Origin of the sequence: Sphingomonas sp. KC8 (genome assembly GCF_002151445.1) — a bacterium.
In the GTDB taxonomy this organism is placed as follows: Bacteria; Pseudomonadota; Alphaproteobacteria; order Sphingomonadales; family Sphingomonadaceae; genus Sphingomonas_E.
Genome location: NZ_CP016306.1, coordinates 549,463 through 572,707 on the forward strand (window position 1 = coordinate 549,463; position 23,245 = coordinate 572,707).

Annotated in this window: 22 protein-coding genes; 16 read left to right on the plus strand and 6 right to left on the minus strand. The window is 62.3% G+C overall.

The window, feature by feature from the left end:
• Nucleotides 1–354 (plus strand): YbaN family protein, encoded by a 354-nt coding sequence (locus KC8_RS02635; RefSeq protein ID WP_010123671.1) that lies wholly within the window; start codon nucleotides 1–3, stop codon nucleotides 352–354.
• Between the two features lie 9 nt (nucleotides 355–363).
• On the opposite strand, the gene cofH is transcribed toward KC8_RS02635, so the two are convergent.
• The 3 genes from cofH to pgi form a co-directional block, all read right to left on the minus strand.
• Nucleotides 364–3,288 (minus strand): 5-amino-6-(D-ribitylamino)uracil--L-tyrosine 4-hydroxyphenyl transferase CofH, encoded by a 2,925-nt coding sequence (cofH, locus tag KC8_RS02640; RefSeq protein WP_029624279.1) that lies wholly within the window; start codon nucleotides 3,286–3,288, stop codon nucleotides 364–366.
• Nucleotides 3,289–3,400: 112 nt separating this feature from the next.
• Nucleotides 3,401–4,747, minus strand: a complete 1,347-nt coding sequence (gorA, locus tag KC8_RS02645) for a glutathione-disulfide reductase (protein WP_010123669.1) — start codon at nucleotides 4,745–4,747, stop codon at nucleotides 3,401–3,403.
• 87 nt (nucleotides 4,748–4,834) lie between these two features.
• Nucleotides 4,835–6,337, minus strand: coding sequence for a glucose-6-phosphate isomerase (gene pgi / locus KC8_RS02650; RefSeq protein ID WP_010123668.1), 1,503 nt, complete (start codon nucleotides 6,335–6,337; stop codon nucleotides 4,835–4,837).
• Nucleotides 6,338–6,510: 173 nt separating this feature from the next.
• Between pgi and lepB the strand changes: the two genes are divergently transcribed.
• Entirely contained in the window at nucleotides 6,511–7,365 is an 855-nt protein-coding gene (lepB, locus tag KC8_RS02655; RefSeq protein WP_010123666.1) for a signal peptidase I, read from the plus strand.
• An 84-nt stretch (nucleotides 7,366–7,449) separates the two neighbouring features.
• Here lepB and KC8_RS02660 read toward each other — a convergent pair whose 3' ends face one another.
• Both KC8_RS02660 and KC8_RS02665 read right to left on the minus strand, forming a co-directional pair.
• A complete protein-coding gene (locus KC8_RS02660) occupies nucleotides 7,450–8,769 on the minus strand; it encodes a DEAD/DEAH box helicase (RefSeq protein ID WP_192807679.1) in 1,320 nt (439 codons plus the stop codon).
• Between the two features lie 290 nt (nucleotides 8,770–9,059).
• Nucleotides 9,060–9,977, minus strand: a complete 918-nt coding sequence (locus tag KC8_RS02665; RefSeq protein ID WP_232455604.1) for an aspartyl/asparaginyl beta-hydroxylase domain-containing protein — start codon at nucleotides 9,975–9,977, stop codon at nucleotides 9,060–9,062.
• A gap of 42 nt (nucleotides 9,978–10,019) precedes the next feature.
• Here KC8_RS02665 and KC8_RS02670 point away from each other — a divergent pair, with 42 nt between their 5' ends.
• From KC8_RS02670 to KC8_RS02735, 14 genes are all read left to right on the plus strand, one after another.
• Complete coding sequence (locus tag KC8_RS02670; RefSeq protein WP_029624276.1) at nucleotides 10,020–11,330, plus strand: M20/M25/M40 family metallo-hydrolase; 1,311 nt, start codon at nucleotides 10,020–10,022, stop codon at nucleotides 11,328–11,330.
• A gap of 49 nt (nucleotides 11,331–11,379) precedes the next feature.
• A complete protein-coding gene (locus KC8_RS02675; protein WP_010123662.1) occupies nucleotides 11,380–11,949 on the plus strand; it encodes a NifU family protein in 570 nt (189 codons plus the stop codon).
• A 39-nt stretch (nucleotides 11,950–11,988) separates the two neighbouring features.
• The gene (locus KC8_RS02680) at nucleotides 11,989–12,579 is read left to right on the plus strand and encodes a malonic semialdehyde reductase (RefSeq protein WP_010123660.1); all 591 of its coding nucleotides are present in this window, start codon (nucleotides 11,989–11,991) and stop codon (nucleotides 12,577–12,579) included.
• A 3-nt stretch (nucleotides 12,580–12,582) separates the two neighbouring features.
• The gene (tsaB, locus tag KC8_RS02685; protein WP_029624275.1) at nucleotides 12,583–13,203 is read left to right on the plus strand and encodes a tRNA (adenosine(37)-N6)-threonylcarbamoyltransferase complex dimerization subunit type 1 TsaB; all 621 of its coding nucleotides are present in this window, start codon (nucleotides 12,583–12,585) and stop codon (nucleotides 13,201–13,203) included.
• An 11-nt stretch (nucleotides 13,204–13,214) separates the two neighbouring features.
• On the plus strand, nucleotides 13,215–13,688 hold the full coding sequence (locus tag KC8_RS02690; RefSeq protein ID WP_010123657.1) for a GNAT family N-acetyltransferase: 474 nt from the start codon (nucleotides 13,215–13,217) through the stop codon (nucleotides 13,686–13,688).
• A 114-nt stretch (nucleotides 13,689–13,802) separates the two neighbouring features.
• Nucleotides 13,803–14,216 (plus strand): MucR family transcriptional regulator, encoded by a 414-nt coding sequence (locus tag KC8_RS02695; RefSeq protein ID WP_010123656.1) that lies wholly within the window; start codon nucleotides 13,803–13,805, stop codon nucleotides 14,214–14,216.
• A 156-nt stretch (nucleotides 14,217–14,372) separates the two neighbouring features.
• On the plus strand, nucleotides 14,373–14,795 hold the full coding sequence (locus KC8_RS02700) for a Fur family transcriptional regulator (protein ID WP_010123655.1): 423 nt from the start codon (nucleotides 14,373–14,375) through the stop codon (nucleotides 14,793–14,795).
• An 11-nt stretch (nucleotides 14,796–14,806) separates the two neighbouring features.
• The gene (locus KC8_RS02705; RefSeq protein WP_010123654.1) at nucleotides 14,807–15,535 is read left to right on the plus strand and encodes a lysophospholipid acyltransferase family protein; all 729 of its coding nucleotides are present in this window, start codon (nucleotides 14,807–14,809) and stop codon (nucleotides 15,533–15,535) included.
• Between the two features lie 92 nt (nucleotides 15,536–15,627).
• Nucleotides 15,628–16,944: a tRNA (N6-isopentenyl adenosine(37)-C2)-methylthiotransferase MiaB gene (miaB, locus tag KC8_RS02710; RefSeq protein ID WP_010123652.1), complete on the plus strand. Its 1,317-nt coding sequence runs from the start codon at nucleotides 15,628–15,630 to the stop codon at nucleotides 16,942–16,944.
• Between the two features lie 175 nt (nucleotides 16,945–17,119).
• Nucleotides 17,120–18,475, plus strand: a complete 1,356-nt coding sequence (locus KC8_RS02715; RefSeq protein WP_037495274.1) for a cytochrome b6 — start codon at nucleotides 17,120–17,122, stop codon at nucleotides 18,473–18,475.
• Between the two features lie 150 nt (nucleotides 18,476–18,625).
• Nucleotides 18,626–19,621: a PhoH family protein gene (locus tag KC8_RS02720; protein WP_010123650.1), complete on the plus strand. Its 996-nt coding sequence runs from the start codon at nucleotides 18,626–18,628 to the stop codon at nucleotides 19,619–19,621.
• Nucleotides 19,622–19,679: 58 nt separating this feature from the next.
• Nucleotides 19,680–20,189: an rRNA maturation RNase YbeY gene (ybeY, locus tag KC8_RS02725; protein WP_010123649.1), complete on the plus strand. Its 510-nt coding sequence runs from the start codon at nucleotides 19,680–19,682 to the stop codon at nucleotides 20,187–20,189.
• A gap of 85 nt (nucleotides 20,190–20,274) precedes the next feature.
• Nucleotides 20,275–21,165 (plus strand): hemolysin family protein, encoded by an 891-nt coding sequence (locus KC8_RS02730; RefSeq protein ID WP_010123648.1) that lies wholly within the window; start codon nucleotides 20,275–20,277, stop codon nucleotides 21,163–21,165.
• Nucleotides 21,166–21,232: 67 nt separating this feature from the next.
• Nucleotides 21,233–22,582 (plus strand): PQQ-dependent sugar dehydrogenase, encoded by a 1,350-nt coding sequence (locus KC8_RS02735; RefSeq protein WP_010123646.1) that lies wholly within the window; start codon nucleotides 21,233–21,235, stop codon nucleotides 22,580–22,582.
• Between the two features lie 9 nt (nucleotides 22,583–22,591).
• Here KC8_RS02735 and KC8_RS02740 read toward each other — a convergent pair whose 3' ends face one another.
• Entirely contained in the window at nucleotides 22,592–23,125 is a 534-nt protein-coding gene (locus KC8_RS02740) for a GNAT family N-acetyltransferase (RefSeq protein WP_010123644.1), read from the minus strand.
• Between the last annotated feature and the right edge of the window lie 120 nt (nucleotides 23,126–23,245).

Below are 23,245 nucleotides of genomic sequence, written 5' to 3' on the forward strand. Positions count from 1 at the left end.
GTGTGGCGCAACCTGTATCTTTTCGCCGGAGCCGCCGCATTTGCGACGGGCACGATCGGCATCTTCCTCCCGCTGCTGCCAACGGTGCCGTTCTACATCCTTGCGGCATTCTGCTTCGGCCGCAGCAACCCTGTGTGGGAGGCGCGACTGCTCGATCATCCGCAGTTCGGGCACCATATCCGCCGATGGCGCGACCGTGGGTCGATCAGCCGGCGTGCGAAATCTTTCGCCATTACCATGCTCGGCGGCAGCGCAATCATAGGCCTGATCACCCTGCCCATGCCATGGCCGCTTTTGCCGCTCGCGGTCGCCATTATCACGGGCACCTGGATCGCAACCCGGCCGGAGGATTGATCCGGCGGCCTATTCGGCGGCGACGCAATCTTCCGCCACGTCTGCCCGGCCGTACAGCGTGGTGCGTCGCACCGGTGTCCGGCCAAGCGATGCGGCCATCGCACGCATGTCGGTTGCGGTCATTTCCTGGCCATGGGTGGCGCCTGCTGCCCGCGTGATGCTTTCATTCATCAGCGTGCCGCCAAGGTCGTTCGCGCCTGCCCGCAAGGCCGCGCGCATGCCTTCCTGGCCCATTTTCACCCAGGACGCCTGAATATTTTCGAAGCCCAGCGTTAGCCGCGACACGGCATGCATCAGCACTGCTTCACGCGCCGACGGCCCCGGCCGCGCACCGCCCCGGCGATAGATCGGCGCTTCATGCGCGACAAAAGCCAGTGGCACGAATTCGGTGAAGCCGCCGGTTCGCGCCTGCAAATCCCTGAGTGCGATCAGGTGAATTGCCCAGTCGCGATAATCGTCGACATGGCCGAACATGATCGTAGCGGTCGTGCGCAGGCCTTGTTCGTGGGCGGTGCCGATCACTTCCAGCCATTCCCGGCTCGAAAGCTTGTCGGGGCACAGAATGTCACGCACCGGATCGTGCAGGATTTCGGCCGCCGTGCCCGGCAGGCTACCCAGCCCTTCCTCGCGCAGCAGTGCCAGATAATCGGGCAGCGCCATATCGAGCGTCGATGCGCCATGGCTGATTTCCAGCGGCGAAAACGCATGGACGTGCATCGTCGGATCGACCCGTTTCACCGCCCGAACGATTTCCAGATAGGTTTCACCCGTAAAGCTGGGGTGGATACCGCCCTGCAGGCAGACTTCGGTTCCGCCGCGATCCCGCGCTTCGGTCACGCGGGCGGCGATTTCCGCCAGGTCGAGCAGATAGGCGGCTTCATTGCCGGCTGCCTTGCGATTGCCCTTGGAAAAGGCGCAGAAATTACAGCGGTAGGTGCAGATGTTGGTATAGTTGATGTTGCGGTTGACGACATAGGTAGCGACATCGCCCACCGTCCGCGCACGCAGGTCATCGGCGGCTTCGCAGACGAGATGGTAATCGGCGCCGCGCGCATCGAACAGGGCGGCGATATCGCCGACATCGAACGAAGCCGCCTGCCCCGTCAGCGCGGCATCGACCATTTCACTGATACGGCCGCGCACCGCGACGCCGCCGCGCGCGACCGGGGCCATGTCACTCGATCGCCCCGCGCGCCAATTGCCTTCCCGGCCCCGCCCGCTGCCGTCGCTATGTTCCAGCACCGGGCGCCGCATCGCCGGATCGATCCAGCGTTCGGCATCGCTCGCAAAGGCCGGATAGATGGTCAGGCGCTCGGCCAGCGTCTTGCCGGCCGCCGCCGTCGCCACGCGCAGGCGATCGATTTCGGGCCATGGCGCCTCCGGGTTCACATGATCGGGTGTCAGTGGGGAAACGCCGCCCCAATCGTTGATCCCCGCCGCGATCAGGCGCGGCAGATCGGTGGGCGCAAGGTTCGGCGGCGCCTGAACGCTCATGTCCGGGCCAAGCATCAGCCGGGCAACGGCGATCGTCCACAGCAGTTCTTCGGCGTCGGCCGGCGGCGCGCTCGCCATCTTCGTGCCGGGCTTCGGCATGAAGTTCTGGACAATGATTTCCTGAAGATGGCCGTAACGCAGGTGCAGGGCGCGCAACGCAGCCAGGGCTTCGATCCGCTCGGCGCGGGTTTCGCCGATGCCGATCAGCAGGCCCGACGTGAACGGCACCGCCTGCCGGCCCGCGGCTTCAATCGCTGCCAGCCGCGCCGCCGGCACCTTATCGGGTGAACCATGATGCGGCCCGCCCGGTTCGCTTAGCCGATCGGCGATGGTTTCAAGCATAAGGCCCATCGAGGCGGAAACCGGGCGCAGAGCGGCCAGCTCATCGTCCGTCATGCAGCCGGCGTTGATGTGGGGCAAAAGGCCCGTCCGATCGCGAACCGCAGCCGCCACATGCGCGACATAATCGACAGTGCTGGCAAACCCGTTGGCATCCAGCCAGTCGCGCGCCGCCGCATATCGCAGTTCGGGCTTTTCGCCCAAGGTGAACAGCGCCTCGCGGCAGCCCATCGCCGCGCCCTGTTCGGCAATCGCGACAACCTCATCGACCGTCATATAGGGGCTGGCAAGTTTGCGCGGCGTCTTGGCAAAGGTGCAATAATGACAAACGTCGCGACACAGCATTGTCAGCGGCAGGAACACCTTGGGCGAATAGGTAACGACATCGCCATGGCCGGTATCACGCAAGGCCGTTGCGGCAGCCATCAGCCCAGCCGGGTCTGCCGCAAGCAGGGCCGCGGCTTCATGGCCCGCCAGAAGCGTCGCCAGATCTCCGTCGCTGCCAGCCAGCCGTGCCGCCGCTGTCGCCAGATCGATCGGGGTGTCTACGTCCAGCCCGGCAACAGGATCGATCAGGACGGTGGCACCGGGCGCCGCCTTGCGGTGCCGACTAAAACTATCGGGGCCAAAGGCGGGCATGATCGCGGCATCGGCCGGCATGAGCATGAAATTGGTGCCGTCGCCGCGCGAACAGGGCACGATCAGCACGCCGCTGCCATTGTCATAGGCGGCGACGATCCGATCGATTGTCGCCACATCAAGCAAAGCGAGATCGGCCGGGACGAGTGCCACGTGGCGGGCGCCAGCGGCACGCGCGGCGGCGATGCCCGCCGTCATTGCGCCGTTAAGGCCCCCATCCCTTTCGTCGACGACCATCGCGCCCAGCGAACGCGCAGCGACAGCCACTTCATCATCGCCGGTCACGACAAGAACGCCTGCGAAACGGTTGCTGTCGATCAGCGTCCGGATGACGTGGCGGGCCATCGCCAAGGCGAAATCTGGACGGCCATCACCCAGCACGGCGGTCAGGCGCGCTTTTGCCGACGTGAGCCGCTTGACCGGCACCACCGCCCACATTCCGCTGCTACGACCCGACGCCATTTTGCACCCCAACCTATTTTTCACGCTTATCCTAAATGCCAAAGGGCGATTGGGGAACGGATTGCAAGGTGTTGATGGCCGTCAATCGTTGCGTGTCCCGGCAGCAATGGCCTTATTTGAGCAATACCAGTTCTTCCGACATGGACGGATGCAGCGCCACCGTATCGTCAAAGGCCTGCTTGGTAAGGCCGGCCTTTACCGCAACTGCCGCCGCCTGCAGGATTTCCGGTGCATCGGGGCCGATCATGTGCAAGCCCAGCACCTTCCCATTTTCGGGGTGCACGACCATCTTGTACAATGCGCGTTCGTTGCGGTTGGCCAGCACATTTTTCATCGGCCGGAAATCGGACGTGTAGATTTTGACATTGCCGAATTTGTCCCGCGCCTGTGATTCGGTCAGGCCGACGCCTGCCAGGGGCGGCTGGCTGAACACGGCCGACGGCACACAGCCATAATCCACACGCGATGGTTTCCCGCCGAACTGGGTATCGGCAAACGCCTGGCCTTCGCGAATGGCAACGGGGGTCAACTGGATCCGATCGGTGACGTCACCCACGGCGAAGATGCTGTCGCAGCCCGAACGCCCATCCTCGTCCACCTTGATCGCGCCACGATCGTCAAGTTCCAATCCGACGTTTTCCAGCCCCAGCCCGCGCGTGTGTGGCGTTCGGCCGATCGCGTAGAGCAACGCATCCGCCGGGATGGGATCACAGCCGGTAACGTGGATCAGAAGCGATCCGTCCGCCAGTTTTTCCACCTTCTGGAACGCCGCGTTGAAACGGAAATCGATCCCCTTGGCGATCGAAATCTGAAGCAGGCGATCGCGGATCTGTTCGTCATAACCGCGCAGGATCTGGTCCGACCGGTTGACCAGTGTCACCTGCGAACCGAATTCGTGAAAGATGCCGGCAAACTCGTTGGCGATGTAACCGGCGCCCGCAATCACGATGCGGCGGGGCAGCTTATCCAGATGAAACACTTCGTTGGATGTGATGCCATGTTCGGCGCCCTCGCAATCGGGCACGACTGGCCAGGCGCCGGTGGCGATCAGAATTTTGCCCGCCGTCACTGTCCGGCCCGATGCCAGCGCCACTTCATGCGGCCCGGCCACGGTCGCGCGTTCGCGGATGATTTCGACATCGTTACTGTTGAGCGTGTTTTCGTACAGCCCGTTCAGCCGGTCCACCTCGGCCAGCACATTGTCGCGCAGCACGGACCAGTCGAACCGGCAATCGGGAACATCCCAGCCAAACCGCCGGGCGTCGTGAAGATCCTCGGCAAAATGCGCCCCGTAAACCAGAAGCTTCTTGGGAACGCAGCCGCGAATGACGCACGTCCCGCCCACGCGATACTCTTCGGCAATGGCCACCTTTGCGCCGTGCGCCGCAGCCACGCGCGAGGCTCGAACCCCGCCGGATCCGGCGCCGATGACGAAAAGGTCGTAGTCGTAGCTGGCCATGTCTGCTCCACTCGGTCTTGGTCGCCATGCAGATAGGGGGCCGGCGCCGACAAGGCCAACCCCTTCTCCCGATTGCTGTGATCGATTTTAGGCGAACGCGCGGGCAATCAGGGCGCGGGTGGATGGATCGAAGCGGTCGGTGCCATCACTTTCGATCGATCGGGCGATCTCCTTGCCCAGTTCGACGCCGAACTGATCGAACGGATTGATGCCCAGGATCGTGGCATTGGTGAAAACGCGATGCTCATAAAAGGCGATCAGCCCGCCGAGCCGTACGGGATCGACGCTGTCGAGCAGAATGGTCGTCGACGGGCGATCGCCAGGATAAGCCCGTGCGGGATCGTCGTTCGCCTTGCCCGTCATCAGCGCGGCGCCCTGGGCGAATGCGTTGATCAGCAATGTCCGGTGATGCGCATCGTCCAGCGCATCGCCGGGTTCGATGGCGGCGACAAATTCCACCGGCACGAGGTGCGTGCCCTGATGGAGCAGTTGGAACACCGCGTGCTGGCAATCGGAACCGACCCCGCCCCAGGTGATCGGCGCGGTGGGCCGATCGACCGGCACGCCATCTACCGTCACGCCTTTGCCGTTCGATTCCATTTCCAGTTGCTGGAGATAGGATGGCAACAGGCGCAATCGTTCGTCATAGGCGAACACCGCGCGTGTTTCGGCGCGGCGAACGACGGCATAGTAAAGATCGACAAAGGCCGCGAGGACGGGGGCGTTACGTTCCAGCGGCGTAAACCGGAAATGCCGGTCCATTGCGGCGGCCCCTTCCAGCAGATTTTCGAACTCATCCCAGCCAAGCGCCAGCGCAATCGGAAATCCGATTGAGGACCAGAGCGAATACCGTCCTCCGACACTTTCCGAAAAAGGCAGGACACGGGTTTCGTCGACGCCCCACTCCACCGCCTTGTCAGGGTTGGCGGTCAGGGCGATCACCTGTCCATAGGGATCGTCGACCCCGGATTCGGCCATCCAGGTCAAGGCGCTTTCCGCGTTGAGCATGGTTTCAGTGGTCGAAAACGTTTTCGACGCGACGACAAGCAATGTCGCAGCGGGATCGAACCTGCGGAACACGGCTTCCATCGCGGCGCCGTCGACGTTGGAAACGATGGCGACGTCGTAACGCCCGGCATCGCGGCCAAGCGCGTCGATCATCAAGTCCGGGCCAAGCGCCGACCCCCCGATACCGACATGAAGAACATGCCGGATCGGGCCAAGCGCGTCGGCTTCGATCGCGTCGATCAGGGCGCGCATCCGGGCGTGAAAGCCACGCGCATGCGCCACGCTGTCGGGCGCGCCCTGCCCGCGTTCGGCGCTGTGCTCGGCGGCACGGCCCTCGGTCACATTGACGGCTTCGCCCGCGAACAGCGCGTCGCGCGCCCGTTCAAGGCCGGCGGCATTCGCCAGCGCAACGAAGCTGCTCGTCAGCCCGGCATCGAGATGCGTCTTGGAAAAATCGAAACGGATGCCGGATTCTTCGACGACAAACCGTGACAGCCGATCCGGCTCCGCCGCGAACAGCGCGGCCAATGTCGCTTGTGGCGCATGCTCAATTGCAGTCCAGGCGGCGGCTAGATCGGCCATCCAAATACTCCCATCTCACTGGTTCGATCAGCGCGTGCCGGCTGATCGGCGTGCGGTGCCGGCAATACCGCCCGGATATGCGAGCGGCCATGGCTTTTCTTCATACTGGCCGTTGATTAAGCAATGGCTTTGGTGGCTTGACCAGCGGGAAGGACCGCCGCACACCCCCTGCTATGTCCGATAAAGCATCCGATTCCAGCGACACTCCCCCCCAATACACGCCCAAACGTGCAGCGGGTGGGATAATCGAAAATCTCCGCTTCCTCGTCACCCTGATTGTCTTTGCGGTTTTGTTGCGAAGTCTGGTGGTTGCACCGTTCAACATACCGTCGGAATCCATGCTGCCGCGTTTGCTGGTGGGTGATTATCTGTTCGTCGCGAAATGGCCCTATGGCTATTCCCGTTACAGCTTTCCGTTCGGCGCCGCGCCGATCAATGGCCGCATTCTGGGCAGTGGGCCGGATCGTGGCGATGTGGTGGTGTTCAAGACGCCATCGGACAACAGCACCGATTATATCAAGCGTGTCATTGGCCTGCCAGGCGATATCATTCAGGTGAAGGGCGGCCAGATCATCCTGAACGGCGCGCCTGTTCCCCGCGTCCGCCTTGTCGATTTCGTCGATCCGGTGACCCCGAACAGCCCGTGCCGGCCGGAAAACGGCCTCAATATTGTCGAAGCCGCCACAACCGATGGAACGCGGGTCTGCCGTTATCCGCGGTATCGCGAAACCCTGCCCAATGGCCGCAGCTATGATGTGCTGGATCTCGGGCCGATATCCTATGCAGATGACACGCCGACCTATGTCGTCCCCGAAGGCCATTATTTCCTGATGGGCGACAATCGCGATCGATCAGCCGACAGCCGCTATCCCGCGCAGGTGAACGGTGCCATCGGCATGGTTCCGGGCGAAAATATCGTCGGCCGTGCGCTCTTCACCTTCTTTTCCACCGATGGCAGCGCAAGCTGGGTGAAGCCGTGGACATGGGTGAGCGCCACGCGCTGGTCCCGCATCGGCGAAGGCTTCTAGGCAAAACGAAAACAGGCTCCCGGTCATGGAGAGCCTGTTTTCGCTTCCGAACCGGGGGAGGATATCCCCCGTCGAAAGGCTTGATCAGCGGCTGCTGGTCTTGCGCACCGCACCGGCATGGCGGCCGACGGCACCCGCGCGCTTGGGTGGGAAACGCCGCGCACGCTCGCCAGCGCCGCTGCGTTCGCCGTCATGGCGGCGCGGCTGGCGGTCGCCCCGGCCCTCGGATGGCGCGGATGGCGCCGGCTTGGGCAGCTTGGCTTTCTCGGCGATGAAGTTTTCCGGCAGCGGCTGGACCTCCATCTTCACCCGGGTCAGCTTTTCGATGCCGCGCATATAAGCGCGTTCATCGTCGGCGACGAACGCGATGGCGATGCCCGCAGCCCCGGCGCGCGCGGTGCGGCCGATGCGATGGACATATTGTTCGGCGACGTTCGGCAGTTCGAAGTTGAAGACATGGCTGACGCCGCCGACATCGATGCCGCGCGCGGCGATATCGGTTGCGACAAGGATTTTGATCTCACCCTTGCGGAACATGCCCAGCGCCCGTTCGCGCTGCGGCTGGCTCTTGTTGCCGTGGATCGCTTCGCAGCCGATGCCGGCCGCCTTCAAATGCTTCACCACGCGGTCCGCGCCATGCTTGGTGCGGGTGAAGACAAGGGCGCGGTCGATCGGTTCGCTGCGGATGCGCAGCGTCAGCAGGGCCTGCTTTTCGGCCTGATTGACGAATGTCGCGAACTGTTCGACCCGTTCGGCGGTGGTGGATTGCGGCGCAACCGACACCTTGACCGGATCGCTCAGGAAACGATCGCCAAGCTCGGAAATCGCCTTGGGCATCGTCGCCGAGAAGAACAGGCTCTGCCGCTTCTTCGGCAACAGTTGGTCGACGCGCTTCAGCGCATGGATGAAGCCCAGATCAAGCATCTGATCGGCTTCGTCGAGCACGAAGATCTCGACATTCTTTAGGCTTAGCGCGCGCTGATCGATCAGGTCGAGCAGGCGGCCCGGTGTGGCGACCAGAATATCGACGCCGGCCTGCAACTGACGGATCTGGCGGTTGATCGGCACCCCGCCGAACACGGTTGCCACCGAAAGACGCAGGAACTTGCCATAATCGACGAAGCTTTGGGCGATCTGGCTGGCCAGTTCGCGGGTCGGCGACAGGACGAGCATACGGCAGCCCTGCGGCGGGCGATGCTTGGGGTTGCTGGCGAGAATGGCGAGCGAAGGCAGCGCAAATGCCGCCGTCTTGCCGGTGCCGGTCTGCGCGATGCCGCACAGGTCGCGGCCGTCCAGCAGTGGCGGGATCGCCTGCAACTGGATCGGCGTCGGGGTCGAATAATTCTTTGCGGCAAGTGCCTTCAAAATCGGCTCAGGCAGGCCGAGATCGGTAAACTGGGTCAAAATTTCTGCTTTCAAATACAGGCCGGCACCCGCGACGCATCAGCGCGCGCAGGCGGCAAGCGGGTTCTCATGACGACCCGCGTGAATAGGGAAGCCTCGGGCTTTCGCGTCTCGAGGGAGGGAGCCGGCCTGCCATTTGGAAGCGGCAGGAGATCACGCTGCTCCGGTCCGGATACATGGCATTCCATGTACCGACGCTGCCGGCGAAATAGGGGAAATGCCGCCTGAACGCAAGTGCAGCTTGAAATAAGCCGTCAATCCCCGGTCATCCGGCCGGTGCAATCGCCCGCTCAGCCGGCGGCGCGGTGCCGTTGAGACCATTCCGCAATGCCCTGCCGCGCGCCCTGCACGAAGCGCGAACGGCGCACGCCTTCCAGGAAAAGGCCGCCGACGATCTTGCCGATCAGGCCCACCGGACGCTTGAACTGGATCAGCAGCACGATGCGGGTTTCATCGCTATCGTTACGCACCTCATGTTCGAACACGTCGTCGAACACCAACGCGCGCCCTTCTTCCCAGCTCAACCATTCATCCACCACCCGCATCCGGCATTTGTCGCGCTCACGCGGCACCTGAATGCCGAGATGGCAGGTCAGGAACGCCTTGGTGACGCCCGTATGCGTTGGGATATGCGTTCCGGGGACCAGCACCGAAAAGAATGCCGAGTTCAGACCGGGTATCCGCGACACCAACTCGGTTGTCCGCGGGCAGATGCGGCAATTATTCTCTTCCCGATAGCCATAGCCGATCAGGAAAAAGGATCGCCAGCGGCCGGCAGGCGCGATCCGGCGATGATCCGGGGAAATCGACGCCAGCGGCGGAATGCTCTCCAGATCTTCCAGTGCGGTGGCAGCTTCGGCCCGGATTTCTTCCCAATGCGCCTCCAGTTGCGCAACCCACGGAAACAGGCGTGTATCGAACACAGGCTGGTCGCCGATGCGGGACGATCGTGCGATCCAGCGGTTGGTTTTGGGCTGCATATATTTGCCGAAGCGCATGATCAGCGGTTTTTTGGGAACCAGCGCGGAACTGGGTGGCAGCGTGGCATCGATATCGGCCGGGATATCCGCGCCTGCCGGCCTGGTGTTGTTTGCTTCGATCGGGTTCACCGCTGACGCCCCATGACGGATGGTAGCCATCCGTGCGGCGGCCTGTCCGTTTTTAGCCAAAGTCGAAATGGATCGCCAGCCCGGCTTGCCGATACGCATGATGCTTGTATGCCTTAGCCGAAAGTCGACAGGAGTTTCAAAATGCCCGCCAAGCTGCTGATCTGCGCGATGTTTCTTGCCACAACGGCCCTACCCGTTGCGGCACAGGCCCGCCTTTCACCGCAAGAGGCTAGAATGACGTCTGTCGTGGCTGCCGAACAGGAACGGTCGATTGCGCTGCTCGAACGGCTCGTGAACGTCAATTCCGGCAGCATGAACCTGAAAGGGGTCGAGGAAGTCGGGCGGATGATGCGTGCCGAACTCGAAGCGGTGGGTTTCAAGGTCCGGTGGGTGCCGATGGCGGCGGCCGGTCGCGCTGGCCATATCGTGGCCACGCATCAAGGGTCGGGCCGGGGCAAGCGGCTGTTGCTGATCGCGCATCTCGACACCGTGTTCGAACCGCATTCCCCTTTTCAAACCTTCGTTCGCAAAGGCGACAAGGCCGAAGGTCCGGGTGTGGCCGACGATAAAGGCGGCATGGTCGTGATGCTGTCCGCCCTGCGGGCGATGCGCGCGGCCGGCACGCTTGATGCCGCCGATATCGAAATCGTGCTGACCGGCGACGAAGAAGAAACCGGCACTCCGGTCGAAATCGCCCGCGCGGATCTGGTTGCCGCCGGCAAACGCGCCGACATCGCGCTCGATTTCGAAGGATTGGTGCGCGACGGCGGACGTGACATGGGTTCGATCGCGCGGCGTTCTTCCTATAGCTGGACACTGACGGCGACCGGCAAATCCGGCCATTCCAGCCTGATCTTCAACGATGAATATGGCGACGGGGCAATCAACGAATTGGCCCGGATCATCACGGCCTTTCGCAAGGAACTGCCCGAACCGAACCTCACCTTCAATGTCGGGCTGATAGCCGGCGGTGCCGAAGCATCGGTGGATGCCGGTGGCGCCCGCGTTGCGGCAACGGGCAAAACCAACATCATTCCGGCGATCGCCATCGCCAAGGGCGATTTCCGCACGCTTTCTGATGACCAGACGGCTCGTGTTCGCCAGAAGATGGAAGCGATCGTCTCCGCCCATGTTTCCCGCACCCATGCCCGGATCGTGTTTGAAGAAGGATATCCTTCGATGGCGCCGACAGCCGGGAATCGCGCGATACTGGCCAGCCTGAACGGCGTGAACCGCGATCTCGGCCTTCCCGAAATGCCCGAACTCGATCCGCTGAAACGGGGTGCAGGCGACATTTCCTTTGTCGCGCGGGATGTCGATGGCCTTGCCGGGCTGGGTCCGTTCAGCACCGGCGATCACGCGCCGGGTGAAACGGTGGACCTGCCGAGCATGGTAACACAGGCCAGGCGTGCGGCGATCCTGATGACGCGGCTCAGCCGGCAGCCACGCTAGGCCGCGTTTCGCCCTTGATCCGCAGCCCTATCCGCCCCAAATGCGCATCATGCTGATCGAAACTGAAACGACCCCGAATCCCGCCACGCTGAAGTTCCTGCCGGGTCAGTCCGTGATGACCGCTGGAACGCGCGACTTCGCCGATGCGGACGAAGCCGATGCTTCGCCGCTCGCTGCGGCGCTGTTCAGCCTGGGGGATGTGACGGGCGTTTTCTTCGGCCGTGATTTCGTATCGGTCACGGCGGCCCCCGGCGTTGAATGGCATGGCCTGAAACCGCAGGTGCTGGGCGTCCTGCTCGATCATTTCGCCAGTGGCGCCCCCCTGTTCGCGGCCGGGACAGCCGCGGCCATCTCGGTTCCCAGCGACGAATTCGCGGACGACCCCGCAGATGCGGATATCGTGGCGCAGATCAAGGACCTGATCGAAACACGGGTCCGTCCGGCGGTGGCGCGCGACGGCGGCGATATCGTTTATCGCGGCTTTGACAAGGGCACCGTCTATCTGGCGATGCACGGTGCCTGCGCCGGCTGCCCGTCGTCCACCGCCACGCTCAAGCAGGGCATCGAGACACTTCTGAAGCATTATGTGCCGGAAGTGACCGAAGTCCGCGCCGCCTGAATTTCATCCTGAATCATAACTAGGCAAAAGGGATCATCGATGGCCGAGAAGCTTTCGGATGAGGGGCTGGACCTCCTTTTCCGCGCCGCGCGCACCTATAATGGCTACCAGGACCGCCCGGTCAGCGAAGAACAGCTAAAGGCTATCTGGGATCTGGTGAAATGGGGGCCGACATCGGCCAACATGCTGCCCGCGCGGATCGTCTGGTGCGTCAGCCAGGAAGCGAAGGACAAGCTCGCCGCGCTTGCATCCGGCACCAACGGTCCGAAAATCCAGTCGGCGCCGGTGACCGCGATCATTGGCATGGACCTGGAGTTTTATGAACATCTGCCCCGCCTGTTTCCGCATGCGGATGCGCGCAGCTGGTTCGCCGGTAACGACAAGCTGATCGAAGCTTCGGCCTTCCGCAATTCGTCGCTGCAGGGCGCCTATTTCATCATGGCGGCGCGCGCGCTTGGCCTTGATACCGGGCCGATGTCGGGTTTCGACAATGATGCCGTGGATGCGGCGTTCTTTGGCGGCACGTCGGTGAAGTCCAACTTCATCACGACGCTGGGCTATGGTGATCCCGCCACGATTTTCGATCGATCGCCTCGCCCGGATTTCGGGGTTTTCAATACGATCGTCTGATCGATGGCCGGACGTAACAGGGAATTGGTGATCGAAACGGCGACGGCGGCCTGCTCCGTCGCGCTGATCGAGAATGGTGTCGTCGTGGCCGCGATCCATGAGGTCGTCGGCCGCGGCCATGCCGAACGGCTGATCCCGATGATTGCCGAATTGCCCGATGGCGGCCGGGCCGACGCGATCCGCGTTGATTGCGGCCCAGGCAGTTTCACCGGTGTCCGCGTGGGGCTTGCCGCCGCGCGTGCTTTCGGGCTTGGATGGGGCGTTCCCGTCACCGGATTTTCATCGCTGGCGTTGATTGCCGCCGATGTGGCCGATGCGCCGGCAGGTGTGGCGATTGCCATTCCTGGTGGCCATGGCGAGTTGTTCGTGCAGTGTTACGGCATGCGGCCGCTGGCACCGTCTGCCGATCTCGTTTCGCTGAAGCCTGATGCGGCTGCGGCGACCATCACCGAACCGCTGGTCGCGGGATCGGCCGCTGAAACGCTGGTGATGCTGCGCGGTTATGGCGAAGCGCGCGCGGCCGAAGCGCGTGCCTCCAATTTCATCCACCTTCCTGCCAATATCGCAGCGCTTGCGCCCTCCCCCATTTATGGCCGCGCGCCAGATGCTCGTCCGCCGGGCTGAACGAGGCAGCCATGACGTCAGATCCCACGTTCAGTGAAAATGGCGCGCACGACATCGCGGCGGTGATGGAAGTGATGGACGCCGCCTTTGACCCGATCTTCGGAGAGGCATGGAGTAGATCGCAATGCCTTGGCATTTTCGATCTGCCCGGCGTGTGGCTTTCAACAGCTTTCGTCGACGCTGTTCCCGCCGGCTTTGCGTTAACGCGCGCGGTGATGGATGAAGCGGAACTGCTGCTGCTTGGCGTGGCGCCGGCTTTTCGTCGCCGGGGGATTGGGCGCGCGTTGCTTGATCGTGCGATGGACCACGCCCGCGCGAACGGTGTCATCCGTTTCCACCTTGAAGTGCGGCAAGGCAATGATGCGATCGCGTTATACAGCCGCGCGGGATTCCAACAGGCCGGCACGCGACGCGATTATTACCGCGGCCGCGATGGGGCGCTTCACGATGCAATCAGTTTGGTGCGAACATTGCGGGACGATTAAAAGAAAACGTCGTTCATCGAAAACAACTTGCATCGGGTGCGTCATCATTTCAAAGCGCACTTATGGTCGACGCAAACTGATCGACCAATTAAACCTGATTCAAGGGTTCGCAAAATGAACGAAGATAACGGTCTCACGGAGACGTTCATCACACTTACGGCTGACATCGTCTCTGCCCATGTGAGCAACAACAGCGTTGCGGTATCCGATCTGCCGGTTCTTATTCAGAATGTACACAATGCCTTAACCAGCCTCGGTAGCAAGATTGCAGAGCCTGAGGTCAAGCAGGAACCGGCTGTTTCTGTCCGTGCATCGGTGAAACCGGATTATATTGTCTGCCTGGAAGACGGTAAAAAGCTGAAGATGCTCAAGCGTCACTTGATGACGCACTACCAGATGACGCCGGAGCAATATCGCGCAAAGTGGAATCTGCCCGCCGACTATCCGATGGTTGCGCCGAACTATGCCGAACAGCGCCGTACGCTGGCGAAGAAAATCGGCCTCGGCACCAAGCGCCGCAAGCGCTGATCCGACGTCGGTGATATTGCGATCGGTCGGGGCGTGTGGACATACGCTCCGGCCGATTTGCATTCACTGGCTGCCGGCCTTCCCCCAACGGGGAAAAATGTCTAGGTCTTGGTCAGGCGCAGTGCGCCCGGCAAAAACTGGAATCCAAGAGGAAATATGACGCGGAAGATCGATGTTGAGGCGCTGTGCGCTGAAAAGGGCCTCCGCATCACCGAGCAGCGCCGCGTGATCGCGCGCGTGCTTTCGGAATCGGAAGATCATCCCGACGTGGAGGCGCTTCATGCGCGGGCCTCCGCGATCGATCCGGGCATCTCGATCGCAACCGTATATCGTACCGTGCGCCTGTTCGAAGAAGCCGGCATTCTCGAACGCCATGATTTCGGCGACGGCCGCGCCCGGTACGAAGCTGCGGCGGAAGCCCATCATGATCACCTGATCGATGTCGAAACCGGCAAGGTGATCGAATTTGTCGATCCCGAACTGGAAGAATTGCAGCGCAAGATCGCCGCCAAGCTCGGCTTCCGGCTGGTCGATCATCGTATGGAACTTTACGGGGTTTCACTGGATCGCCCTAGCTGACATTGCGGGCCATGGCGTTCGAATTTCACCGTCGCCTGGCTCTCGCCGCCGGTGCGCTTGGCGTCAGCCTGCCACCACATGGCGTCCATCGCCTGATCGGTCGTCCATCGCCTTGGGTGGCGCGGTTTCTGCATATGACCGGCCGGTCGTTCGGCCTGAACGTCACCATTTCCGGCACCATGGTTCGTGATCATGTGTTGTATGCCGCGAACCATGTCTCGTGGTGCGATATCCTGGCGCTGGGCGGTGCTACCGGAGCGGCGTTTGTTTCGAAGGACGATGTGGCGGGCTGGCCCGTGGTTGGCTGGCTTGCGCGGGAAGCGGGCACCATCTTCGTCAGCCGGTCCAGCCGCGGTGCAGTGATCGGCCAGGCCGATGCTTTGGGGGCCGCGCTGGCGTCAGGCCGCCCGGCGGCCTTGTTTCCCGAAGGCACCACCGGAGACGGCACTGGCCTGTTGCCATTTCGCGCATCGCTGTTCGCGTCGCTCGATCGCGCGCCGGCGGGTGTCGTCGTCCAGCCGGTCGCGATCGATTATGGCGATACGGCCGCGATGATCGCATGGACCGACGGGGAAAGCGCCGGCGCCAACGCGCGGCGGCTCCTGTCCCGGCCGGGCAGATTGCCCGTCACCCTGCATTTTCTGGATCCGATCGAACCGGCGATCGGACGCAAGGCCGTGGCCCATTCCGCGCGCGCGGCGATTGAACAGGCGCTCCGGCAAAGCGGAACCTTGCGCTAGGCCCCGCTTTCCCCTGGCGTTCGGCACGAAATGCGGCGGATTCTGACGCCAGCGGTTTCTTGCCGGGCCAAATCGCTCTATAGCGCCGCGCCATGACCAAGCCTGCCCCCAAGACCTTTCACGTCAAGTCGTTCGGTTGCCAGATGAACGTCTATGATGGCGCCCGCATGAGCGAAATGCTCGAAGCCGAGGGGCTGAGCGCATCGGCCGGTGCGGACGATGCCGATCTGGTCGTGCTCAACACCTGCCACATCCGGGAGAAGGCGGCCGAAAAGGTCTATTCGGATATCGGCCGGTTACGCCGCGACGATGGATCGACCCCGATGATCGCGGTCGCCGGTTGCGTCGCGCAGGCCGAAGGCGCGGAAATCCCCCGCCGCGCGCCCAGCGTGGATATCGTGGTCGGCCCGCAGGCCTATCACCGCCTGCCCGCCCTGGTGCGCGCGGCCCAGGCCGGTAAGGCAGTCGACACCGACATGCCGGCGCAATCGAAATTCGATGTGCTTCCCGCCCGCCGCAAGCAGGGGCCAAGCGCGTTCCTGACGGTTCAGGAAGGGTGCGATAAATTCTGCACCTATTGCGTCGTGCCCTACACCCGCGGCGCCGAGGTATCGCGGCCGTGGCAAGCCGTGGTGGATGAAGCCCGGGCGCTGGTCGATGCCGGTGCGCGCGAAATCACCCTGCTCGGGCAGAATGTGAACGCCTGGCAAGGCGAGGACGAAGCCGGCCGCGCGCAGGGATTGGGTGGCCTGATCCGCGCGCTCGATCGGATCGACGGCCTGGATCGCATCCGCTATACGACAAGTCATCCCAATGACATGCGGGACGATCTTATCATTGCACATAAGGAAGTTGCGACGCTAATGCCTTTCCTGCATCTGCCGGTGCAGGCAGGCAGCGATCCGATATTGAAGGCGATGAACCGCAGCCACACCGTCGACAGCTATCTGCGTGTAATCGATCGCGTACGCGAAGCGCGGCCGGATATTGCGATTTCGGGTGACTTCATCGTCGGCTTCCCTGGCGAAACCGAGGAAGATTTCGCCGCAACGCTGGGGCTGATCGAGCGCGTCGAACATGCGCTGGCTTTTTCGTTCAAATATTCGCCCCGTCCCGGCACGCCGGCGGCCGTGATGGAAGGCCAGATCGCAGGTCCGGTGATGGATGAGCGGCTTCAGCGCCTCCAGGCATTGCTCAACAGCCAGCAACATGCCTTCAATCGCAGCAAGATCGGCATACGGATGCCCGTCCTGATTGAACGCAACGGCAAGAAGCCCGGCCAGCGGATCGGAAAATCGCCATGGCTGCAATCGGTGGTCATCGAAGATGGCCCGGAACTTGGCGCGATGGTGGAAGTCGATATCTTTGCGGCAGGGCCAAATAGCCTGAACGGGGTCATTACAGGCTGACAATCCTTTTGGATTTACGCTTTATATTCATGCCATTGAATTATTCTTATCCGCTCACTGCATCCGCTTATCGACTTTGTGACTTAAAGAGATCGATTAACCCGCGTTGACAAGCGGGCCCGGCAGGCATCTTCTGACTTTCCAGTGCACAGTCTCTATCAGGGGAGAGGCGCATATGGCTGGAAAGTCGCTCACACGCATGGCAGCAACGATCGCCATGCTCGCCGGTGCCGCGCTTACGATGGCGGCGACCACAGAAAGTTTTTCCGATCTCGTCAAGCGGCTGCAAAATGAAAAGCCGACCTATGCCAAACGTCAGGCCGATCTGCTGGGCCAGCGTTATGATCTGGCCAATCGGCCCGCGGCCGGCGTCGCGATGTCTGATGGCAAAGCGGTACAAGCGAGCGTCCGTGTCCGGTTGCCGAACGGGGTGAGTTGGGATCAACTGGCCGCTCTTACGCCTGATGAAATCCGCCAGCGCGACCTTTGGCCGGCGGGCTTTTATCCCCTGCCCCATCCGCACCATGAAGCCGGCGGCATGGTTTTCCCGCAGCCCACGATCGACGAAACGAAACGGCAGACCCAGCGCGATCTGGCCCGTTTCGACATGGACTATGATCTGCCGCAGCATATGCTGCCGCAGTTCCCCGCGCCGATATATCTGACGACACGGCCCGATCTTGGCGATGTTTCGAAGGGCCAGCTTGTCACGCTGGCCAATTTCCACGCCCTGTTCAAGGACGCGTTGAATCCCAAGCAGCTGGAAGGCTTGCGGTTGCTGGTCACGCCATTCCCGCAACAGCAATTCAACGCAACCGAAGACCGGCGCGCGCTGACGGCCAATCAGGGCGTGGCCTGTTTCGATTGCCACACCAACGGCCACACCAATGCCGCCACGCATACGGTGGGCGATATCCGTCCTAACGAGCATCGCCACCGCATCGATACGCCCTCGCTGCGCGGGGTGAACGTGCAACGCCTGTTCGGTTCGCAACGCGCGCTCAAGACGGTGGAAGACTTCACCGAATTCGAGCAGCGCGCCGCTTATTTCGATGGTGATCCGTCGACGGCCGCGCTCAAGGGGGTCAATCCACTGGAACGCGGCAGCCAGGTGCATTTCATGGCGGAATTTCAGGCGCTTCTGGATTTCCCTCCGGCACCCAAGCTGGATGTGTTCGGCAAGCTGATCCCGGCCAAAGCCAGCGAAAGCGAGCTACGCGGCGAAGCCATATTCAACGGCAAGGGCAAATGTGCGGTCTGCCATAGCGGACCTTATTTCACCGACAATTCCATGCACAATCTGATGGTCGAACGCTTTTTCAAGCCCAGGATGATCAACGGGCGCCTGGCGTCCGCGGACGGGCCGATCAAGACGTTCACGTTGCGGGGAATCAAGGATTCGCCGCCTTATCTGCATGATGATCGCCTGATGACGCTCGATGACACGGTCGAATTTTTCAACCTTGTCCTCGGCACGCGGCTTAGCGTGGACGAGAAAAAGGATCTGGTGGCGTTCCTCTACACCCTGTGAACCGGGCCCTCATCTGAAAAAGGGGCGTCGTGCGCGGCGCCCCTTATTTTTGCGTCCGGCGCGATAATCCCCCCATTGCCGCGCCAGCCCGAACGGGGCAGGCTGCATCCTGCGAGTCCCGCCGCGTCGGTGGACCGCTTAGGGAGATTTATGTCGCGCAAGCCCGTACCCGCCCAGGCCGGCGACCGCGCCCGCCTCGAAATCATCTTTGATAAGCCGCAACTTCTCGGCCGCCTATTCGGCGAATATGATCGAAACCTTGTCTCCATAGAAAACCGTCTCGGCGTGTATATCGGCGCACGGGGCAATCGCCTGCAGATCGAAGGCGAAGCGCAGGCTGCCGCGCGCGCGCGCGAAGTGTTGAGCGGCCTCTACAACCGCATCGTTCAGGGCCAGGATATCGATTCGGGCGCGGTCGATGCGGTGATCGCGATGTCGGCGGAACCGACGTTGAGCGGGATCATCCGTACCGACGTCAGCCAGCCGCCAGCGGTGATGATCCGCACCCGCAAGAAAACGATCGTGCCGCGATCGGCCACGCAGATCCGCTACATGGAAGCGCTCGGTTCATCGGACGTGATTTTCGCGCTGGGGCCGGCGGGGACGGGCAAAACCTATCTCGCGGTGGCGCAGGCCGTGCAGCAGTTGATCGCCGGATCGGTTGATCGATTGATCCTGTCCCGCCCCGCTGTCGAGGCCGGCGAACGGCTTGGCTTCCTGCCGGGCGACATGAAGGAGAAGGTCGATCCCTATCTCCGCCCGCTTTATGATGCGTTGTACGATATGCTGCCGGCGGAACAGGTGGAACGCCGCATCGCATCGGGCGAAATCGAAATCGCGCCGCTCGCCTTCATGCGTGGGCGCACACTGGCCGAAGCCTTCATCATCCTCGATGAAGCGCAGAACACCACGCCGGCGCAGATGAAGATGTTTCTCACCCGTTTTGGCATGAATAGCCGCATGGTGATCTGCGGCGATCCAAAGCAGGTCGATCTGCCAGTGCCGGGCAGTTCGGGCCTTGCCGATGCCGTGGGCCGGCTGGAAGGTGTCGATGGGATTGCGACGATCCATTTCGGCGCGGGTGACGTCGTTCGCCATCCGATCGTCGGTCGAATCGTGGAAGCCTATGAAGGCAAGGATGCGTGACAGTCCGCCACGTCAGCTTTTTCTGGAATGCCGATGAATTTGATCCTACGGCGCGGCGATGATTGAAACTGCCGTTCAAATCGAACCCGTCTGGGCCGAAACTGTCGACTGGGAAGCGCTGGCCCAACGGGCGGTCCTTGCCGCAATCCGGCACAGTCCGCACGGGCTGCTCGTCGACGATGCGGTCTGCATCGAGGTGTCGGTGCGCTATGCCGATGACGAAGAAGTCCGCGAGCTCAACGCGAACTATCGCGGCAAGGACAAATCGACCAACGTACTGTCTTTCCCGATGGTTCAGGCTGATTTGCTCGAAGGGCTGACGAACAGCGACGATGGCGAAGTGTTGCTGGGCGATATCATCCTGGCCCATGGCGTATGCGTGCGCGAAGCCGCCGAAAAAGGCGTCGTCCCGGCAACGCACGCGACGCATCTGATCGTTCATGGCACCCTGCATTTGCTGGGCTTCGATCATATGGACGACGGCGAAGCCGAAGCCATGGAAGCGATCGAGCGCGCCGCATTGGCTTCGCTCGGCATCTCCGATCCCTATGCGGTGGATGAAAGCTGATCCGGGTCCGGTAATAGTGTCTCGACTTGGTAACGATCCACCGGCTATCCTGAAGGTTGAACAAGGGGACTGAAACACCTGCCTTATGCCCGACGATTCCAGTAGCGGCGACAGTAGCGGCCGATTGTGGCGGGGCCTGCGGGCTCTTCTTTTTGGCGAAGACAGTGAGCCGACGCTCCGCGATCAGATCGAGGAAGCGATTGACGAGCATGAAGGCGAATCACCCTCGAAGGGCGATTTGTCTCCGATCGAACGGCAGATGCTACGCAATCTGCTGCACTTTGGCGAACGGACGGCCGGTGATGTCGGCGTTCCGCGGGCCGATATCATCGCCGTTCCGGAAACGATCAGTTTTGCCGATCTGGTCAAGGTCTTCGCGGACGCGGGGCATAGCCGCCTGCCCGTCTATCGCGAAAATCTCGATGAAGTGATCGGGATGGTCCACATCAAGGACGTGTTCGCCATCTTCGCGGCGGGCGCGCCGCCGCCCGTAACGCTGGACGCACTGATCCGTCAGCCGCGTTATGTGCCGGAATCGATGGGCGTGCTCGATCTTCTTGCGGAGATGCGGGCGACGCGGACACATCTGGCCATCGTGTTCGATGAATATTCGGGCACCGAGGGTCTCGTCACGATCGAGGATATCGTCGAGGAAATCGTCGGTGAAATCGATGATGAACATGATGAGGAAACACAGGCGCTGTTCACGTCGATCGGCGGTGGCCGCTGGGAGGCGGATGCGCGCGCCGAACTCGAAGATATCGCCGAGGCGATCGATCCCCGCCTCGCTGAAATCGAGGAAGATGTCGATACGCTTGGCGGCATGGCGTCGGTGCTGGCGGGGCATGTGCCGCAGGTTGGCGAAATCGTCGAACATGAAAGCGGCTGGCGCCTGGAAGTGACGGCCGGCGATGCCAGGCGCGTCGCCCGGCTGCGCCTGCACCCCCCGATCGAACCGGAAACGGACGACGAATAGCCGTCATCCGCCGGGGCGGTTGCCGCATTTTGTTGCTGGCGACCGCCCAAGGCCTTAGATTGATGGCATGAAAAAACGCTTCATCGTCATCCCGCTCCTTCTTGCCGGTGCCGCTTATGGTGGCTGGTCGATGCTCACCAGCGAGCGCGCCGATCTCAGCGTGGAGGCGGTGACGGGGCCCAAGCCCACCATCGCGGAGCCGAAGAAGACGCTGCTGCCGACGATGAAGGTCGCGTCGGCCGTCGGCTGGAAGGCCGGTGAGGCCCCTACCCCGGCCGCCGGCCTTGCGGTTCAGGCATTTGCATCGGGGCTGGATCATCCGCGCTGGATGCTGTCGCTTCCCAATGGCGACGTGCTGGTCGCCGAAACAAACAGCCCGCCGCGGGACAATGCCGGCGGCGGCGTGCGCAACTGGGTGATGGGCATCCTGATGGGCCGCGCCGGTGCCGCCGCGCCGTCCGCCAATCGCATCACCTTGCTGCGGGATAGCAATGGCGACGGGGTCGCCGACCAGCGCAGCGTTTTGCTGTCCGGGCTGAACTCCCCGTTCGGCATGGCCCTGGTTGGCGACCATCTCTACGTCGGCAATACCGATGCACTGGTCCGCTTCCCGTTCAAGCCGGGGCAGACGAAAATCGATGCACCCGCCGAAAAGATCGTCGATCTACCGTCCGATCCCCCCGGTCACTGGACGCGCAACGTGATCGCCAGCGCCGACGGCGCGAAGCTCTATGTTACCGTCGGATCCGCCAGCAATATTGCCGAAGACGGGCTGGAGATCGAAAAAGGGCGCGCGGCGATCTGGGAGGTCGACGCCAAAACCAGGGCGCACCGCATTTTCGCATATGGCCTGCGCAATCCCAACGGCATGGCGTGGGAGCCGACGACGGGCGCGTTATGGACGGTCGTCAACGAACGCGACATGCTGGGATCGGATCTGGCGCCCGATTATCTCACCCATGTCGAACTGGGCGGTTTTTACGGCTGGCCCTATTATTACTGGCACGGATATGTCGACGAACGGGTGGAACAGCCCGACGATGATCAGCGCCAGTATCTGGTGCGGCCGGATTATGCGCTTGGGCCGCATACGGCGTCCCTTGGCCTGACCTTCGCAAAGGATGTGAAACTGGGGGCGCAGTTCAGCGACGGCGCGTTCATCGGCCAGCATGGATCGTGGAATCGTCGGCCTTTTTCCGGCTATAAGGTGATCTATGTTCCCTTCGCGAAGGGCAAGCCGGCGGGTCAGCCGATCGACGTGCTGACCGGATTTTTGAATGACAGCGAACAGGCGCGCGGCCGCCCGGTCGGGGTGATCGCCGACAAGACCGGCGCGCTGCTTGTGGCCGATGATGTCGGCAATGTCATCTGGCGGATCAGCGCGAAGGCCCCGGCCCCGGCGGTGAAAGCTCGCTGATCCTGCCGTTCAAATGATCGGCGGGGCCATTCGATAAAAGATGTGGCGGCGGAGCGGATGATCCGCCGCCAGCGCCGGATGATCAAAATCGCCGGCAGGATCGCGCGCAAAGCCAAGCCGCTGCATGACGGCCTGTGATCGGGAATTGGGCGCTGATGTGAACGCCACGATTTCATCCAGCCCGACGCGTTGGAAACCATCGGCCAGGATCGGCCGCATCGCATCGGTGACATAGCCCCTGCCCCAGGCGCCGCGGCGCAGCCGCCATGCCGCTTCGATCGCGGGCGCGAAGGGCAGATTATCCCGCGCTGCCTGCAACCCCGCAGTGCCCACCGGGACATCAGCGTCATCCAGGATCGCCCACATGCCCCAGCCATGTTCGTCCATGCGGCACCGGATCCGGGCGAAGGCCGCGCGCGCCTGATCTTCGTCCAATGTGCCGCCAAGCCAATAGCCAATTTCAGGGTCGGCATGGATCGCCCGGAAGATGGCAAAATCCTCGTCACGCCAGGGGCGTAGCCGCGGGTGGAGCGAAAGCGGCATTTTACCGCCGCCTCGCAAGCCGCAGGGCAATGGCGCTCCTATCGCGTGAACCTGATGTTGCAGGCACCAGCAACAGGGAAATGATCATACGCATTCAGCAATATAACTCAAAATCACCTA